This is a genomic window from Vagococcus hydrophili (assembly GCF_011304195.1).
Taxonomy (GTDB): domain Bacteria; phylum Bacillota; class Bacilli; order Lactobacillales; family Vagococcaceae; genus Vagococcus; species Vagococcus hydrophili.
Window position 1 is genome coordinate 2,678,514 of sequence record NZ_CP049887.1, and the last position, 17,038, is coordinate 2,695,551.

At 32.8% G+C, this 17,038-nt stretch carries 16 protein-coding genes and 1 other RNA gene; 9 read left to right on the plus strand and 8 right to left on the minus strand.

Features of this window, described 5'->3' with window-relative positions:
* Positions 1-123: 123 nt before the first annotated feature.
* Complete coding sequence (gene dnaE / locus G7082_RS13185) at positions 124-3,426, minus strand: DNA polymerase III subunit alpha (protein WP_166035637.1); 3,303 nt, start codon at positions 3,424-3,426, stop codon at positions 124-126.
* A gap of 125 nt (positions 3,427-3,551) precedes the next feature.
* Here dnaE and G7082_RS13190 point away from each other — a divergent pair, with 125 nt between their 5' ends.
* Complete coding sequence (locus G7082_RS13190; RefSeq protein WP_166035639.1) at positions 3,552-3,740, plus strand: YjzD family protein; 189 nt, start codon at positions 3,552-3,554, stop codon at positions 3,738-3,740.
* Between the two features lie 27 nt (positions 3,741-3,767).
* On the opposite strand, the gene G7082_RS13195 is transcribed toward G7082_RS13190, so the two are convergent.
* From G7082_RS13195 to G7082_RS13205, 3 genes are all read right to left on the minus strand, one after another.
* Positions 3,768-4,976, minus strand: a complete 1,209-nt coding sequence (locus G7082_RS13195; RefSeq protein WP_166035641.1) for a multidrug efflux MFS transporter — start codon at positions 4,974-4,976, stop codon at positions 3,768-3,770.
* Between the two features lie 72 nt (positions 4,977-5,048).
* Positions 5,049-5,225, minus strand: a complete 177-nt coding sequence (locus G7082_RS13200; protein WP_166035643.1) for a hypothetical protein — start codon at positions 5,223-5,225, stop codon at positions 5,049-5,051.
* A gap of 123 nt (positions 5,226-5,348) precedes the next feature.
* Positions 5,349-6,785, minus strand: a complete 1,437-nt coding sequence (locus G7082_RS13205; protein WP_166035645.1) for an NCS2 family permease — start codon at positions 6,783-6,785, stop codon at positions 5,349-5,351.
* A 203-nt stretch (positions 6,786-6,988) separates the two neighbouring features.
* Here G7082_RS13205 and G7082_RS13210 point away from each other — a divergent pair, with 203 nt between their 5' ends.
* The 5 genes from G7082_RS13210 (at position 6,989) to G7082_RS13230 (ending at position 10,764) form a co-directional block, all read left to right on the plus strand.
* Complete coding sequence (locus G7082_RS13210) at positions 6,989-7,369, plus strand: GntR family transcriptional regulator (RefSeq protein ID WP_166035646.1); 381 nt, start codon at positions 6,989-6,991, stop codon at positions 7,367-7,369.
* A complete protein-coding gene (locus G7082_RS13215; protein ID WP_166035647.1) occupies positions 7,366-8,253 on the plus strand; it encodes an ATP-binding cassette domain-containing protein in 888 nt (295 codons plus the stop codon). Before G7082_RS13210 ends, G7082_RS13215 begins: the two co-directional genes overlap by 4 nt.
* Positions 8,254-8,268: 15 nt before the next feature.
* Positions 8,269-9,468: a hypothetical protein gene (locus tag G7082_RS13220; RefSeq protein WP_166035648.1), complete on the plus strand. Its 1,200-nt coding sequence runs from the start codon at positions 8,269-8,271 to the stop codon at positions 9,466-9,468.
* 265 nt (positions 9,469-9,733) lie between these two features.
* Positions 9,734-9,994: a hypothetical protein gene (locus G7082_RS13225; RefSeq protein ID WP_166035649.1), complete on the plus strand. Its 261-nt coding sequence runs from the start codon at positions 9,734-9,736 to the stop codon at positions 9,992-9,994.
* Positions 9,995-10,335: 341 nt separating this feature from the next.
* Positions 10,336-10,764 carry a hypothetical protein gene (locus G7082_RS13230; protein ID WP_166035650.1) on the plus strand — a complete coding sequence of 143 codons (429 nt, stop codon included), beginning with the start codon at positions 10,336-10,338 and terminating at the stop codon, positions 10,762-10,764.
* A 65-nt stretch (positions 10,765-10,829) separates the two neighbouring features.
* On the opposite strand, the gene G7082_RS13235 is transcribed toward G7082_RS13230, so the two are convergent.
* On the minus strand, positions 10,830-11,576 hold the full coding sequence (locus G7082_RS13235; protein WP_166035651.1) for a nucleotidyltransferase domain-containing protein: 747 nt from the start codon (positions 11,574-11,576) through the stop codon (positions 10,830-10,832).
* Positions 11,577-11,715: 139 nt separating this feature from the next.
* Between G7082_RS13235 and G7082_RS13240 the strand changes: the two genes are divergently transcribed.
* From G7082_RS13240 to G7082_RS13250, 3 genes are all read left to right on the plus strand, one after another.
* Complete coding sequence (locus tag G7082_RS13240; protein ID WP_166035652.1) at positions 11,716-12,111, plus strand: hypothetical protein; 396 nt, start codon at positions 11,716-11,718, stop codon at positions 12,109-12,111.
* A 126-nt stretch (positions 12,112-12,237) separates the two neighbouring features.
* A complete protein-coding gene (locus G7082_RS13245) occupies positions 12,238-12,903 on the plus strand; it encodes a hypothetical protein (RefSeq protein ID WP_166035653.1) in 666 nt (221 codons plus the stop codon).
* A 1-nt stretch (position 12,904) separates the two neighbouring features.
* Positions 12,905-13,120: an Ltp family lipoprotein gene (locus G7082_RS13250; protein WP_238842657.1), complete on the plus strand. Its 216-nt coding sequence runs from the start codon at positions 12,905-12,907 to the stop codon at positions 13,118-13,120.
* A 92-nt stretch (positions 13,121-13,212) separates the two neighbouring features.
* Here the strand turns inward: G7082_RS13250 and ssrA are convergent.
* The 3 genes from ssrA to G7082_RS13265 form a co-directional block, all read right to left on the minus strand.
* Positions 13,213-13,579, minus strand: a transfer-messenger RNA (tmRNA) gene (gene ssrA, locus G7082_RS13255).
* A gap of 536 nt (positions 13,580-14,115) precedes the next feature.
* The gene (locus tag G7082_RS13260; RefSeq protein WP_166035654.1) at positions 14,116-16,242 is read right to left on the minus strand and encodes an ABC transporter permease; all 2,127 of its coding nucleotides are present in this window, start codon (positions 16,240-16,242) and stop codon (positions 14,116-14,118) included.
* A complete protein-coding gene (locus G7082_RS13265; RefSeq protein WP_166035655.1) occupies positions 16,214-16,987 on the minus strand; it encodes an ABC transporter ATP-binding protein in 774 nt (257 codons plus the stop codon). Before G7082_RS13265 ends, G7082_RS13260 begins: the two co-directional genes overlap by 29 nt.
* Between the last annotated feature and the right edge of the window lie 51 nt (positions 16,988-17,038).

Here is a 17,038-nt window from a genome sequence, read left to right on the forward strand (position 1 = left end):
TACCATTTTTTGAAAGAAAAGTCTTTCGATATCCGAAAAAACTATTGAAAAAGTTTTGAAAACGGATAATTTATTCACCTTGACAAATAAATGAGCCTTTCATTGAGCGATTTGCCTAACTTTTTATTGAAAAACAACCGTATTATTCCCAAGAATCATGAAAACAGCCTCCATAAATTCCTGATTTTCATTGATCCAAAAAACTTCATCTAATAAAACATTCTTTTGGTCAAATACTAAAATCACAGGCAAATCACCTTTATTATTTTTTAAAAGGCGTTTAACTTTATTTAAATTAACAGGTGTATCGTTTTCTTGCGTCACTTTAATGTAACATTTTTTACTACTCTCGAAGGAAGGAATATCTTTAGCAGATTTCATGGATTCAGCTAAAATTTGAGGCATTTGGTTAAATTTACTCGCTTCTATTTTCCCACCAATGAGATATACATTATTTTCTAACACGTCTTGATTTAATTGTCTAAAAAGTTGGGGAAACAGTGTGATGTCCATTTCTTTAGAGCCGTCATTTCCGGAAAGAAATGCCATGGACTCCCCTTTTTTAGTTCTAATTTTTTTTACACTTGTTATATAGAGTAAAAATTGCCCGGTGTCTCCAATCTCACTGTCAGAAAGATCTTTAATTTGACGTCCTTTTTTTAAGTAATGATAGGCATCAATCGGATGACCTGAAACATAGCTTCCTAGATATTCAGCCTCTTGATTCAACTTTTCTTCCAAAGTAAAATCTGGCACATCTTCTTTTTTTAAACTAAGAACTTCTAATAAATCAATACTTCCACCACTGTACTCTATGTTTCTAATCATGCTGTCTAAATCCGTGATCAGCTGCTTTCGATTTCTATGTAGTGAGTCAAAGGCACCAATATAAATCAATGGTAAGATATTAGCTTCTTTTAACCATTTGCCATTTATTCTAATTAAAAAATTTTCTAAAGAGGAATAATTACCATCTTTTTTTCTGACATTGATGATATGTTGAATAAAATCTTTTCGAATGCCTTTTAAACTAGAAAAACCAAATAGAATATTCCCTTTATTCAAATTAAAACTATACTCACTTTTATTTATATCTGGTGGTAAAATAGCCACACCGTATTTTTTCGCTTCCGTGATGTATTCATTTATCTTGGTTGGATTGTTTTTAACTGAGTGCAGTAAAGCTGAAAAAAAGCATTCTGGATAATGAACTTTTAAGTACGCCATTTGATAGGCTACCACAGCATAAACAACAGCATGAGATCGGTTAAAGCCGTAATTAGCAAAATGTTCGATATAATCATAAACTTCGCTGGCAACCTCTTCTGTGTACCCTTGTTCCTTAGACCCTTTAATAAAATGTGCTCTTTCTATATCAATGACATCTTTTTTCTTTTTACTAATGGCACGTCTTAAAATATCTGCTTGTCCTAAAGAAAAACCAGCCATCAGAGAAGCGACTTGCATAATTTGTTCCTGATACACAATAATTCCGTATGTATAATTGAGTATTTTATCTAAATTATCATGAGGGTAGCTGATTTTTTCTTTTCCTTTTTTTCTAGCGACGAACAAATCAATATTTTGCATGGGTCCTGGACGATACAAAGCATTCACAGAAGCGATATCTTCTATGGATGTCGGTCCTAATTTTCTCAAAACTTTCTTGATACCTTCTGATTCAAATTGAAAAATCCCAACTGTGTTGCCCGTTCTAAATACCTCTAAGGTCGCCTCATCATCTAAAGGAATTCCTTCTAAATCGATGGTTTCTTTATGTAAGTATTTGATTGAATCAAGTGTATTGCCGATAATTGATAAATTACGTAACCCTAAAAAATCCATTTTCAACAAGCCAATTTCTTCCACTTCACCCATTGCCATTTGTGTTAATGGAATCCCATTTGAACCTTGTTGCAGTGGGATAATATTCGTTAAATCTTGATCACTAATCACAACTCCTGCAGCATGTGTGGAAACGTGTCTTGGTAAGCCTTCAATTTTTTTAGCTGTTTCAAATAATAAAGTATTTTTTTCAGAATAAGCTACTAAGTCTCGTAATTTATGTGACTTTTTATATGCTTCGTCCAAGGTTATTTTTAACACATTTGGAATTGTATTGGACCAAGTATTCGCTTCATTAGGTCTTAAGCCAAACACACGGCTTACATCTCTTAAAGCCATCTTAGCTGCTAAAGTTCCAAAGGTCGCAATCTGAGCTACTCGGTGGTAACCATATTTTTGATTCACATATTGTAATACTTCTTCACGTTTGTTATCAGGAATATCCATATCGATATCAGGCATTGTGTACCGTTCTTTATTTAAGAAACGCTCAAAAAGCAACCCATATTCGATTGGATCCACATTGGTAATGCGCAAAACATAAGAAACGAGAGAACCAGCTGCTGAACCACGACAGGCAGTGACAATGTTATGGTCTCTGGCGTACTTCATCACATCCCAAACGATTAGAAAGTAATCATCGTAGCCCATATCATGAATGACAGACAGCTCCATCGATAAACGCTCCAAATACTGATTGTCGTTTTCTAAATTTCTTTCAGACAACCCTGCAAAACACAATTGTTTTAGAACACTTTGAGCATCCTCTGATTCTTCTAAAGGAAACGCTGGTAATAACTTTTGTTGAAGTAACATCTCAAATTGGCACATCGCTCCAATTTTCTCATTGTTTATTAGCGCTTCTTTAAAAGCAGAGGCTTCAAAACTTGCTTCAAAACTCTTTTTTTCAGGTAAATAATAAGAGCCTGAAATTTGTTCGAAGTCTATATCGATCTGTTCGCCACTTTCGATGTGCTTTAAGACCTCCACAGAAAAATGATCACTAGGCGCTAGGTATCTGACGTCTTGAAGCGCAACTAATGGAATTTCTTGTGTTTGGCAAATGGATAGACACTCTAGATGATTATCTTGTAAGACAACACCTTGATAAAGAGCATCCGGAAATTTAATTTTTAACTCACGGATGTACTCAAACAGTAAATCTGATTTATTTTCATTGATAGCGATTAATTCATTTTGTTGTGACGGTAAAATAGCAATCAAATCGTTCGTTAAACCTTCAATCTGATTCAATGAAATAAGTTGCTCGTTCTCCATTCTCATTGAAGAAATCTTAACTAAATTTTGATAGCCTACTTGAGTCTTGGCAATCAAAATTAAGGGATAACTCTTCTCTTCTATTAGTTCGCTCTGATAGGTTAACGTCATTCCAATCAAAGGTTTAATATTTTTTTTGCGACATGTTTTATAAAAATCGACCACACCATGCATCGTGTCGATATCTGTAATTGCTAAATAGGAATATCCCAGTTCTTGACTCTTTGAGACCAAATGATCAATTTGATTGGTACTTTTTAACAATGAATATGAAGTTAATACTTGAAGTTGACCTAATTCCACTTGATCTCTTCCCCCTACTTTTTATAGACAGTATAACATAAAAATTTTAAGGCATAAAAGACCAGGATCCGCTTTACTTTTAAGTTTAAGCTTGGTAAAATTACTCTGAAAAGAGGTGCAGATACATGAGTAAATTAATTGTTCTTTTTTGGACATTTATTTTAGGACAAGTTGTAGGTTATATCGGTGGAGCATTGACACAAGGTACATATAATTTTGTCCAAGTAACGATTGTCTCTCTTATCGTCGGCGTTATTATTATGCTTATCGGTGAAGTTGCTTTACCTAAAAAAGAAAAAACAACTGCAAAATAAAAAAACAGACTCTTTAGTCTGTTTTTTTTATTTTTTAAACAGGTTTTTAAAAGCAAGTTCTCCTCTAAAATTAAATAAAGTTAAACAAATATTTATCATTATTAATATACTGGTTGCAACAAAAACAGAACGATAACCATATCCATTAGCCACGGTTGAACCCACAAGAGGTCCCATTACTTGTCCAAAATTAGTAAACATGTTGTTAAAACTAAAAATACGACTAACCCCTTCTGGTGGCGTCAGTTTACTGATCAACGTATTAATTGAAGGCATCAAAGCTCCTGTTGAGAATCCCATGAAGAACCGTAACACCCCTAGTTGAAAAGGGGATTCAACCATTGACATTGGAAACACGCAAATAACTGATAGGATCAATCCTGCTAGAAGTATTCGTTGATTCCCAATCCGATCTCCAATCTTCCCTAAAATAGGTGAAGATATAAAAGTTGAGACACCTGCTACTGAAACAATCAAGCCACTAACAAACAGAATATTTTCTGTCCCACCACCTAAATCTCTAATGTATAAGGTTAAAATTGGACTAATACTTGTAATTCCAATTTGTAGGATGAGAGATGTAACAAATAAACCGATGAGTACAGAAGGTTTTTTGACTAATTTAAAGACTTCTTTGGTCGATAACATATTTTTCTTCTCAATTGGTTGGAAATCTTCTTTAACAAAGAAAATCGTTAAAATGGTATTGATTAAAAGGATCGTCCCTGTCACAATAAACACATTTTTAATTCCCACTGTCTGAGCAAGAAAGCCCCCAATAGAAGGTCCAATCAAACTACCGGCCACGGCACCAGTTGCAAGCGTTCCTAGTGCCCAACCACTTTTTTCTCTTGGTGCTTGGGAGGCGATCATTGCTGTTGCATTAGGAATATATCCTGCTAACACTCCGTTAAAAAAGCGCATAACGAGTAACCAAAACACATTAGGAACAAAAGCAAGTGACCCCATCGTGATAGCCATTCCAGCAGCTGCCCTAATCATCATCAACTTACGACCACGTCTATCTGCCAAATTCCCCCAAATCGGTGAAAAAATAGCAGCAGATAAAGCTGTTACGCTAATTGATAAGCCAGCATAAAATTCAATTTTATCTTTTGGTGCCCCTAATTGCTCAATATATATCGGAATAAATGGCATTACTAAACTAAAACTGGCTCCCGTAAAGAAACATCCAATCCAAGCGATGTACATATTCTTTTTCCAGTCTATTTCCATTAAATGAATCATCACCCTTCTATAATGAAATTAAGTATATACTATAATTAGAATAAGAACACCCTAAACTACTTATTTTTGCTCTCTCATTTCTTTTAAAATAATAGAAATTTCTTTCCTTTGATTGTCTAATCGCTCTTGAAAACGATTCATTCGATAGTCCCAATCATAGTCATTCATTCGACTCTTTACACTTCTTAGTTCAAACAAGATATGTTCTTTGTTTGTTACTTGATTCTCTCCACTCATTCTAAAACCCCAATCATCTTTTATATTAAGTTTACCCTATTTAAAAGATATTATCTATTGGCAACATATAAAAAGTGAGCACACATAAGTTCTGCGTACTCACTTTAAAGGAATTCTCTATTTTTATAAAGTTGCCATAACGATAAAGTTGATTAAGAATAATCCTGTTACAATCCAAAGGACCGGAGAAATTTCTTTTGATTTTCCTTTAACCACTTTAATGATAACAAAGAAGATAAATCCTGCAGCAATTCCGTATGAAATACTATAACAGAATCCCATAAATACTGAGGTAAAGAAGGCTGGAATCGCATCTTCAAGTTCTGTCCAGTTGATTTCTTTAAATGAAGACATCATCATAATACCAACTAAGATTAAGGCTGGCGCTGTTGCTTGCGCTGGAACGATGGCAACGATTGGTGATAAGAAGCTACTTAATAAGAATAAAACAGCGACAACAACTGACGTTAACCCAGTTCGACCACCTGCACCAATGCCAGCCGCACTTTCCACAAAAGTCGTTACATTAGATGTTCCGAATATAGCACCCATTGTTGTAGCGATGGCATCTGAAAATAGAGCTTTATCCATTTTTGATTTGAAGCCTCTACTATTTTCAACAGCTTCTTCATCTTCTTTAGTAAAGATGCCTGTTCTTCTTCCTGTTCCAATAAACGTTCCGATTGTATCAAAAATATCAGATAAACTAAACGCCAGAATCGTTAATAAAACCTGTGGAATTTTTGATGCATCAGAAAACAATGAAGGTAAACCATTTGGACCAAAAGCCGCACCAAATGTTGTTCCCAGTTCTTTAAATGAATTACCTAAAGAATTTTCTTGGAAGTTAACTTGACTTAAATCAATCACACCCATTGGAATTGCCAATAGTGATGTGCTTAAAATACCAATTAAAATAGCCCCTTTAACTTGTTTAACCACTAAAATACTTGTAATAACTAAGCCGATAATCGCAAGAATGATTGCTGGGTTATTAAAGTTAGCCAATGCTGGGACAATTCCACCATTAGAGATAACATGCGTTGCTTTGTCTCCCTCAACACTTGACGCAACAATACTGTTCGCATCTGATGTAAATTGTAAAAAGCCTGCATTTTTAATTCCTACGTAGGCCACAAAAATCCCAATTCCTCCACCAATCGCATGTTGTAAACTCTCTGGAATTGATTTGATAATTAGTTTTCTAAATTTAGTGACTGTAATAATAATGTTAATAATACCGCATAGAAAAACCATTGCCAAAGCTTGTTCCCATGAATAACCTAATCCCATGACCACTGTAAAGGTGAAAAAGGCGTTAAGTCCCATACCAGGAGCTTGTGCGTAAGGAACATTGGCAAATAATCCCATAATTAATGTTCCAATTGCTGAACTGATGATTGTCGCTAAAAAGACTGCTTGAAACGGCATCCCAGATAACGACAGGATCGACGGATTAACGAATAATATATAACTCATTGCAAAGAAGGTTGTTAATCCTGCAACTATTTCTGTTGAAACTGTGGTTCCATTTTCCTTTAACTTAAAAAACTTTTCCATTTCTTAATTATCCACCCTTTTTATATACTTTTTGTTCGCTTTTAACGAATTACAAAATTGATTATAGTCTTAGGTAACTATTTAATCAAGAATTAACTTAGTTTTTTTGTTAAATTTCTGTTGAATGTTCGTGTTTATTGATTGACAAAAAAAAGTGTCCTAGTTAAAATAGGACACATAGAATATTAAATGGAGGTAAAACTATGTTGATTAACGAACTTGATTCAACTCCTTTATATGAACAAATTATTATTTACATCAAGAAACAAATAAAAGACGGCGTTCTCTCTCCCGGAGACAGACTCCTCTCAGTTAGAGAGATGGCAAACAGCTTAAAGATTAATCCAAATACGGTTAACCGAGCTTACAAAGTACTGGAGCAGGAAGAGTTTATTATTGTTCTTCATGGTAAAGGAACTTTTGTGAAAAACATTAGCCAACATCAACCAACTAGCTTTAAAAAGAATGAACTTAAAACTGAATTAGAGTTACTGCTCTTGAGTATTCACTATCAAAATATTTCAAAAGAAGAAACAGCTGAATGGATCACTCAATTCTACCAAAAGGTTGGACTAGATCTATGAAAATCAAACAATTAAAAAAAGTAATTAATAAAAAAATCATTCTTGATGACATTAATTTTGAACTGAACCCTGGGGAAATAATCGGATTAGTCGGAAGAAATGGAACAGGTAAAACCACTCTTTTTAGAACTATGGCAGAATATTATAAAAAAGATGGTGGCGATATTTTAATCGACAACCAGTCACTCACAGAAAATCAATTACTAAAAGAGCAACTTTTTTATATTGATGACCAATTTAATTATTTGGCGAGCCAAACACCTAAAACTCTAGAATTCTACTATAAAGAGTTATATTCGGCCTTTGATTCTGAAAAATATTACAGTTTACTAAAAAAATATCAATTTGATATTAATTATAAAATTAGTAACTACTCAAAGGGCTTTCAAGCGCTGTTTAAAGTTATTTTGGCATTTTCTTGTCAGGCGAGATATTATATTTTAGATGAACCTTTTGATGGACTTGATCTTATTATTCGAAAAAAGGTTATCACTCTTATTCTTAATGAAGTCAGCGTTAATCGATGTGGGGTTATCATCTCTTCTCACAATTTATTAGAATTGGAAAACATTATTGACCGTGCTCTGATTATCCAGAATGGTTCGATTACGAAAGAATTTAATTTAGAAACCATTAATCGGGATTTCAAAAAAATCCAAATGGTTTTTAGAAAAAAAGACATTCCTAAATTAGTCAAAGACAATTGTAAAATCATCCAAGTTCAAGGGCGTGTTTTGATTGGCATTTTTGAATCTTTAGATGAACAGCTTTATGAAGAAATTTTAGCCTTAGATCCCGTTCTTTTTGATGAAGTCCAAATGAACTTAGAAGATCTTTATTCTTCTCAATTTACAGATGAATCAGATTATCAATTATTTAACTAAAGGAGGCTTATCGTCATGAACCGTTCATTGAAAAGACTAATGTTACACCGCTATAAACGCTTAATGATTTTTTTATTCTTAATTATTTCAGGAATTTATTTTTTCCAAACCATATCCGGTATTTCTTCTTGGAAGACTGATTTTAATTACTTTTCGAGTCATGAGTCTTTGGAGCATTTTAATCAACAGATTGAAGATTCCTATGAATTCGAAGATTCTGAAGCAGGTAAAGTTTTTCTTTATTACGATTTAAAACATGATAAATCAATCTATACAGATGACTTTGAGGACTACAAAAAATATAGTCTAACGATGTTTAATCCTAATTCCGATGCGAATCAACAATCATTTAATTCCTATCCCTATTATAACGAGCATTTTTTACAAATCGCTATTATCTTTGGTGTTGTTGGGATTCTTTTATTCTTACTGGATTTAAAAACGAACTTTAATGCCTTAATTTTTACAAGTAAGTTTAAACGCTCTGCTGTTTATTGGTATAAATACTATTTTATTGGTGACACACTCGCTTTCACTCTATTTTTTAGTAAATTAATATCGATTGCTGCTTATCGATTTTTTATTCCTAGTGAGTATTTAAATATTTCTTTACCGCAACAACTTGCTTCATCATTTTCTGGTTGGCTCTTTCTCCTGTCTTTATTCTTAATTTGTAGTTTTTTAGGACTTATTATTGGCGATTGGTTTTTAGGTATAGCTGCAACGTTGACCGTATTCTTTACCATTCAGCCGTTTCTAGCTAACATTGAGTACATACATCAAACATTTTTTGTGAAGGAATCAGAAGCAACATCCGTTGTTACCGCTACAGCCTTAGATAATTTACTACCTGTTGCCCAAACAACTACTCAGTCGATTAACTATTTACCAATCTTTATTTTTCTGATAATTGCTTTGTCGTCTCTGTTTTTTGGTCAATATATCTTCAACAATATCTCTTTAGAAGAAAAAAACAACTTTATCATGGTATCTAGATTCAAACGTTTATTCCAATTATTCATCATGATTTATGGTCTAATCACAACGTGTACTGGGTTATTTATTATGACTGTTTTCCCCGTCGAAAAACTCAATATGAGTAGTTTAGTTTTGAATTGGTCAAAAATGATTTTAATCTTTTTTATCCTATTTTTTGTTTCAGAGTATGTTTTATTTAACAAAAAACCTAAACTTTTAGAAAAATTATTGTTTTAAGGAAACTACTGTATCACTGTTCTTTGAACGACTTATTTTTCTAATAGCCATTAAACGAACGATAATGAAAAGAGCATTTTTGAGTAACTTTAGTTATTTATATGGTATAATTATATTTACGAACTAGCCATCAAAGAAAGATCCCCATTTCCCTTCTTTCTTTAGATTCCCAACTAGTTCGTTATTTTATTACTTATTCTTTGAATTATCCCCTACTATACAGTTATAATAGGTTAAATCTTTTGCAAAAGGAGGACTCTTTTAAATGGATAAGAAAAAAATCTTACTAACAATCATTATTGGCTTGCTTTCTATTTCAACCATTATCGGTTTTGGTATGTTAAAAAGTACTAAAAGTAAATTGGATGAAGAAACACAAGCGAATACTAAATTAGTTGAACAAAACAAAAAATTGATAGATGCTAATACAAAAGCGGATAAAAAAATAGATGATCTAGCTAAGAAATACGATGGTATCAATAAGGAATTAGAAAAAATTAAATCCGAAACAGGAACTGTCGAGTAAACTCAACACCTAACTTACCTTAAAGTTAGGTGTTTTTTGTTGACTTCTTATGAAAAAACACTTATTATATTGAACTGTTGGCTATCATGTAAGTTTTCAGAAAATTACATGTCAGTTAATTTAGGGACAAGAAACAAACGTAAGGGAGAACATGTAGCACAATGAAAATTAATTTCAAAAAATTAGTACAGCACCTATCTTTAGACCACAGCTTTGATTTCATCATGGGCAAAGGTTTAAACGATTAGAAAATAGTAATAAAACATCAACTCCAGATCAATGATTGTGATTTGATGTTTTATTGGTATTTCTTTAAAAAAACACTACAGGAGGCTCAAAAAATGGAACTAATTATTTCTAACCAAAATAAGACTTTTTCTAATTTTCTACCTAGCTTTATTTTAGGGAAAAAAATATTCTTTGATGACTTCAACGAAGTACTTAAAACTAATTTTAGTTTAAGCACTCGTACAAGCGAAGCAATTAACTATTCTCAAATAAAAGCAATCACACCATCTGAAACAACCAGTCAAGTTGAAACCATGACGAATCGATTGACGCTAAAAAATACGACGCATGATAATACCATGACGTTAGTAACAAATAGCTTAAAAATCACGTTAGAACTAATCAACGGTGACTCTAAAACAATCTATTTTATCACAAGTAAAACCTCTCAAGATTCTTTCTACTATGAGGCTAAGTACCAAGCTTATCTAAATACGATTGATAAAATAAATCAAATTATCTTAAATAATGAAAAAAACTAATAACTAAAGCACGCTGGAAAATGATATCATTTTCCAGCGTGCTTATTTTTTAGATATTCCCATTGCTATAACAATGATAAGAAAAATCGGTTTAGATCTGTCCATTCAGTTTGAGTAATGGTCATTTCCTTAGCCCTTTCTTCCATCTCTAATAAATTCTTTTCGATATATTCGCTTAGTGTATCAATACGAGGAACTAAATCTAATTCTTTGACTTCTTTTTTCTTTTCTAACAAATCATAAACAACTGGTTTCAACTCACCAGGCAATTCGATTTCCACAAGAGTTTCAAATAAAATCGGCGGATTACTTTGATGCTTCAATACCCATGTTGACGCCAAGATTGGACGAAGCACATAAAAATATTTTTTAGCTTTAACTGTCTCACCTGTTAAATGCTCTTGATAATTCGTTTTTGCCATATGCCAATAGTGGTATAAACTTTTTTTAGGTGAAAAATAAATCGGTAAAAGTTGACGTAATTGATTTGCTTCTTCTGTTTCTCGGTAAACGATTGGTGAAGAACACCATTCAAAGAGGGTTGGGTTCGACTTATAAAGCAGTCTCAGAGCCTTTTGAATATCCCAACCATTAATATCTAACGTTTCGTCTAACTGCCATTCAACGACGTCTCTAATGCCATCAAGCTTTAAATAGTCCTCTTTTGAGCGAATATAGACAAATCTGACATCATAGTCACTGTCACTGGATTCAAATCCCCACGCACGACTACCTGACTCTACAGCTAAAATAATTTTGATATTTTCTTTTAGTTCAATTTCTTTTAGTTTTTGTTGGATGATTTTTTTCATGGTGGTGGACTTCTTTTACTAAGTTTAATCTTTCTTACTATTATTAACATATCATCTATAAATTAGGTAGCATAATTTATTACATTTCAGTAAAATAACAGTATATATATATATATATATATATTGGAGGAGAAAAAATATGATAAAGCAAAAAGAAGTTATTATGGATGATGAAAGTAAGGGGTTAATATTTTTCTTTAAAAAGTTAAATATCGTATTACTCATAATTAGTTTAATAGGTTCATGCGTCATTTCATTTGGTATTAGTAAGAATATTAAGCAGCAACAACAGATAGGAGAAATAAGAGAAGGTATCGTTTATGACGACCTGCATAAAGAATATAATTTTGAAGAAGATGAACCTAAGAATAACGATTCTAACACTTCATATGATGGAATGTCTCTATTCCTAACTCTTATTTTCAGTCTTTTTATTTCAATCTTTAACTATAATTTGGTTTTGATTTTACTTAAACATTTCAGTAATTTAGCAGAATTGAAAGAGATTAAGAAGATTGAGTATTTAAATAAATAAGTTAAAAAAGAATACACACAGAATAATAGAATAAAAAACACCACTCTCCCCTACCAAGTTTGAATGATGTTTTGTGATAGAACTCTATCCAGTATAAAATTATACCATATTGGAGGATTTAAATTAATGAAAAAAGTTATGTTACTCTCTTCTTTACTATTATTATTTGCTGGGTGTCAAAATAATACGTTAGATAATAATAAAGATTCGAGCGTATCAAGTGAAAATTCTGTCAAAGCAACTTCTGAAAGTACTGACAGTAAAAAAACATGGTTAAGTATTAATGGGGCTACACCAAAATATCTTGAAAGAAATAAAATTGAGTTAACTGGAAAAGGAAAGCCAAATACTAAATTGGTCATAAGTTTAGAAAAGGACCAATCTAATGTTGCAACTACCGAAATAAATAGTCAAGGGGATTTTACAGTTCGTTTTAATGCCCCTGAATCTAAAGAAAGCTACTTATTTGAAAACCAAGACAAAAAAACTTTTATTTATTTGTACTCCGAATCAAATTTCGCTAAAAAAGATGAAATAGCTAATAAAGAAAAGGAAGATAAAGAAAAAGCCGAAAAAGATAAGCAAGAGGCTGAAGAATTAAAAAAGAAAAAAATAGTAGAAGAAAATAGAATAAAAAATGAAAAAGAAACCGCGCGACTTGAAGAGATAAAGAAAAAAGAAGAAGAAAAACGCCAAGAAGAAAAACAAAAACAAGATATGCTTAATAATGCGTCCAGAGAACAGAAAAATGCATTAAGATTATATAAATTATACAGCCTTCTCCAAATCTAATTTGTATGATCAATTACTTTTTGAAAAATCCTCTGAAGATTCTGCGCAATTTGCGATAGATAACATTGAAGTAGACTGGAATCAACAAGCTCTAAAAAAAGCAAAATCATATCTAGAATATTCTTCTTTTTCTGATGCAGGATTATATGATCAGTTAATTTTTGAAAAATTTACTGAAGAACAAGCTAGATATGCGATGGATAACTTACCAAAATAAAATATATAGATTATAACGATTAACCAACAGCACAAAAAAAGGTCTTATAAACATTGATGTATCAACGTTTATAAGACCTTACTTAATTATTACTATGGAGGCGGCGGGAGTCGAACCCGCGTCCAAACACATTGCCACTTAAACTTCTACGCTCATAGTTATACCATTTAAAGATTCGCTTTGTTTCATGCCGTATAACAGGCCCTAAACTTCGCTAGTCTGATGAGCTCTTTTAACTTTTACAGACGGAAAAAGTTAATGTATCCCACTTAGTTTGAGACCCTTACTCGAGCACATGGGCGATGCCGAGAGGATCTTTGCTAACTGTTTTTAGGCAGCTAAAGCAAAAGTGTTATTTTGATTTTTAGCAGTTATATTTAACTGTAACGTTTTTACGTAGTCGTAACCTACGAAGCGCAATTCAAGCTCAACTATGCCTGTCGAATCCGTAACGCCCCCTTATTTTTTTAACAGATATTAGTATAACATATTTATTCAAAAGATAAAACAAAATAATCTACGCCTTTAACAACTTCAGTCACACCACTCAATCCTAAACCCGTGGATTGAATGATCTGACTTCCAGTTGCTCGGAGCTAATCCCTTGTCTCACCTTTCTATTTTAGTCCAGCTTCTACAAGCAACTCCTTCGGCAACTTCAGTCACACCACTCAATCCTAAACCCGTGGATTGAATGATCTGACTTCCAGTTGCTCGGAGCTAATCGCTTGTCTCAGCTTTCTATTTTAGTCCAGCTTCTACAAGCAACTCCTTCGGCAACTTCAGTCACACCACCCAATCCCAAACCCATGGATTGAATGATCTGACTTCCAGTTGCTTGGAGCTAATCGCTTGTCTCAGCTTTCTATTTTAGTCCAGCTTCTACAAGCAACTCCTTCGGCAACTTCAGTCACACCACTCAATCCTAAACCCGTGGATTGAATGATCTGACTTCCAGTTGCTCGGAGCTAATCGCTTGTCTCACCTTTCTATGTTCATCGTTTTATGTTTTCTGCGTATTTTTTTAAGTGACTTAAATACTGCTTACGGCATATGATGAAGAATAGTAGTTGGAAGACAATATACACGCTTAAAATTTGGAACACGTAGTGATAAACAGGTAGTTCAATTAAAATCCTTAGCGCGCTCATTGCCGCTACAAAATGAAGGGTGGATATAACGAAGGGAATGAAAAACATAATCAACATTTCGATGGTAACCATTTTTTCGCGTCTCTTCTCTGTTACACCTAATATATACAGTGACCGATGATACTTCCCGTCTTTTTCTAGTTCGCCAAATAGCTTGAAGTAAATGATACTGCATGAAAAAGTGAAGAACACTGATCCTAGTAAAACACTGATTAAAAGGATTGTTCCATTTGATTGTTTGGTCTTTAACCATGTTTCATACATGGATGAATAGTAAAAGCTGTCGTAATTAATGGCAACAAACTCTTTAACTTCCTCTTCCGTCAAATCATCATAAGGTTCTTTCTTAATTCTCTTATAAAATTCTGTAACTTCCTTTTCTGCCTCTTTTAATTCTCTTTTTAAGAACAGATTGACCTCTTTATTAAGTTCTTTATCTTCATTCCATTCGTTAAAATGGATAATGTGAGTTGAAGGATAAACATGGCTTTGTTTTTCTTTCAATTCTTGATACTTTTCATCTGTCACGACACCAAAACCTGCAAAGTTTCCCAGAGACATTTGTATGTCTGATTGTTTTATCTTAATTTTCTCCCTGGTTTCTTTTTCATCTTTATAAAAAACAAGGTCTGTTTCATAAGTTGTATCAGCTAACTGTTTCACTTTTACTTCTTGCATCTCAGAATTCGTTGAGACTAATTTCAATATTTCATCTTTTTTAGTAAGTTTTACAGTCTCTTTTTTCATAAACGTCATAATGCGATTAAAGTCACTTTCTTTCAGCACACTCATGGATAATAACCCTGTCATTTGATTTCCAGTTTCAACTTCCACCATCAAATCAACTAAATTCAAATCAAGTGAAAGATAGTCATATCCTGCTTCTTTAATTGTATCTTCAATTTCTTCAATATTTTTTTGATGGATGTCACTTGATTTTTTATCATCCTCTAAAGACATAGGGTTATAAACAAAGGCAAAAGAGGCACCTTGTGTTCGACCAAAATCATGACTTCCAATTGATTTAGCCACTCCTATTCCGACAAAAGCAATTGCTCCTACAATAGAAATAAGAAAATACATCATGGCATTAGTTTTCATACGCTGAACTAAATTACTAACGGTCAACATATTACCATTCTTAAAGTACATTGGTTTTATTTTTATCCGTTGAAATATATTAACACTTGAAAATTTAAAGAACAGAAAAGTTCCTAGTATCGTGATTAACACGCACAGTAAAAGAACCAGTAAATCTGCATTAAAGGGAAGTCTAATATAACCAGTCACACCGTAGGAAAAAGCAAATGCTAAACTGTAACCTAACAAAATCAAAAATATTCCTAGCACTGTGTAAAGTTTACTTTTCTTAGGTTCTATAAACACATCTTCCTTTGTTTCTCTCATTTCGAGTAAAGACATTTTTCTTAATTTAAGGACAGTGAAGAAAGAGATTAAAACAAATATTAAGCCATAAACTAACCACGTTACAGCAATTGCTTTTAATGGAAAATAAAATGGCAAGCCTTCCTCTAAATACAAAATATTTTGTGTAATAAGTAAAATAAGCTTAGAAAATAAAATACCCACAACGGTTCCTGTTACAATTGAAGTAAAACCTAGTAGAATATTTTCATAAATAACCATTTGTTTCAGTTTTTTCTCTGACATTCCTAAAGTTAAATAAACTGATAACTGCTTTTTTCGTCCCTTTAAGAACGTATTAAAGGCGTACCACAAAAAAACAAAAGACATTAAAGCAATCACCACTTCTGCCACTTGGATGCCAAAATTTGCCATTTCTGAGACACCATCGCTACTCCCTTTTAAGTTATCCCCTAAATCTGGATGGAAGTAAAGTAAAGAGAAAACAAAGAAAACCATCACTGAGAATAAACTACTTAAAAAGTAAGTGGCATATTCACGACCATTTCTTGTCACATTACGAAGGACGAGTTGCTTGAAATTCATGGTTGGTTCCTCCTAAATGAGCTAAAACATCTAAAATATTTTGATAAAACAACTCTTTCTTCTCTCCAGAATAAATCTCATTATAAAAACATCCATCTTTAATAAAAACGACACGGTTAGAATAACTTGCTGAGATGGCGTCATGAGTTACCATGATGGTTGTCACATTTCTCAATTTATTTATTTCTGACAAGATAGACATCACATCTCCCGCCGATTTAGAATCTAAATTCCCTGTGGGTTCATCCGCTAAAATAATATCTGGATCATTAATAAGCGCTCTAGCAATCGCAATCCGTTGCTTTTCGCCACCTGACGCTTCATGAATTCTATTTTTCGCCAGATGAGAAATACCCAATTCATCCATTATTTTCTTAACTTTCTGTTTCATTAATTTTTCTGGTTGATTATCTAAGGTTAGTGGCAACATAATATTTTCCTCAACTGTAAGTGGTGGTAACAAGTTAAAATCTTGGAAAACAAAACCAATTTTTTTGAGCCTAAACAAACTTAGTTCATCTTTAGATAATTGACTCACATCGCCTCCTTTAATTTCAATTAAGCCACTTGTTGCCTTATCTAGGGTGGCGATAATATTAAGTAGCGTTGTTTTTCCACTACCTGATGGCCCCATGATACTTAAAAACTCACCTTCTTCAACACTTAAATCAATCTTTTTTAAGGCTTCATAGGGAACGACACCTTGATATATTTTAGAGACTGTTTCTAAATTAATAATTGTCATCTTTTTTCCTCCTTGTTTGAACTTCTTAACTATTAGTTTACCTGTTCTAAA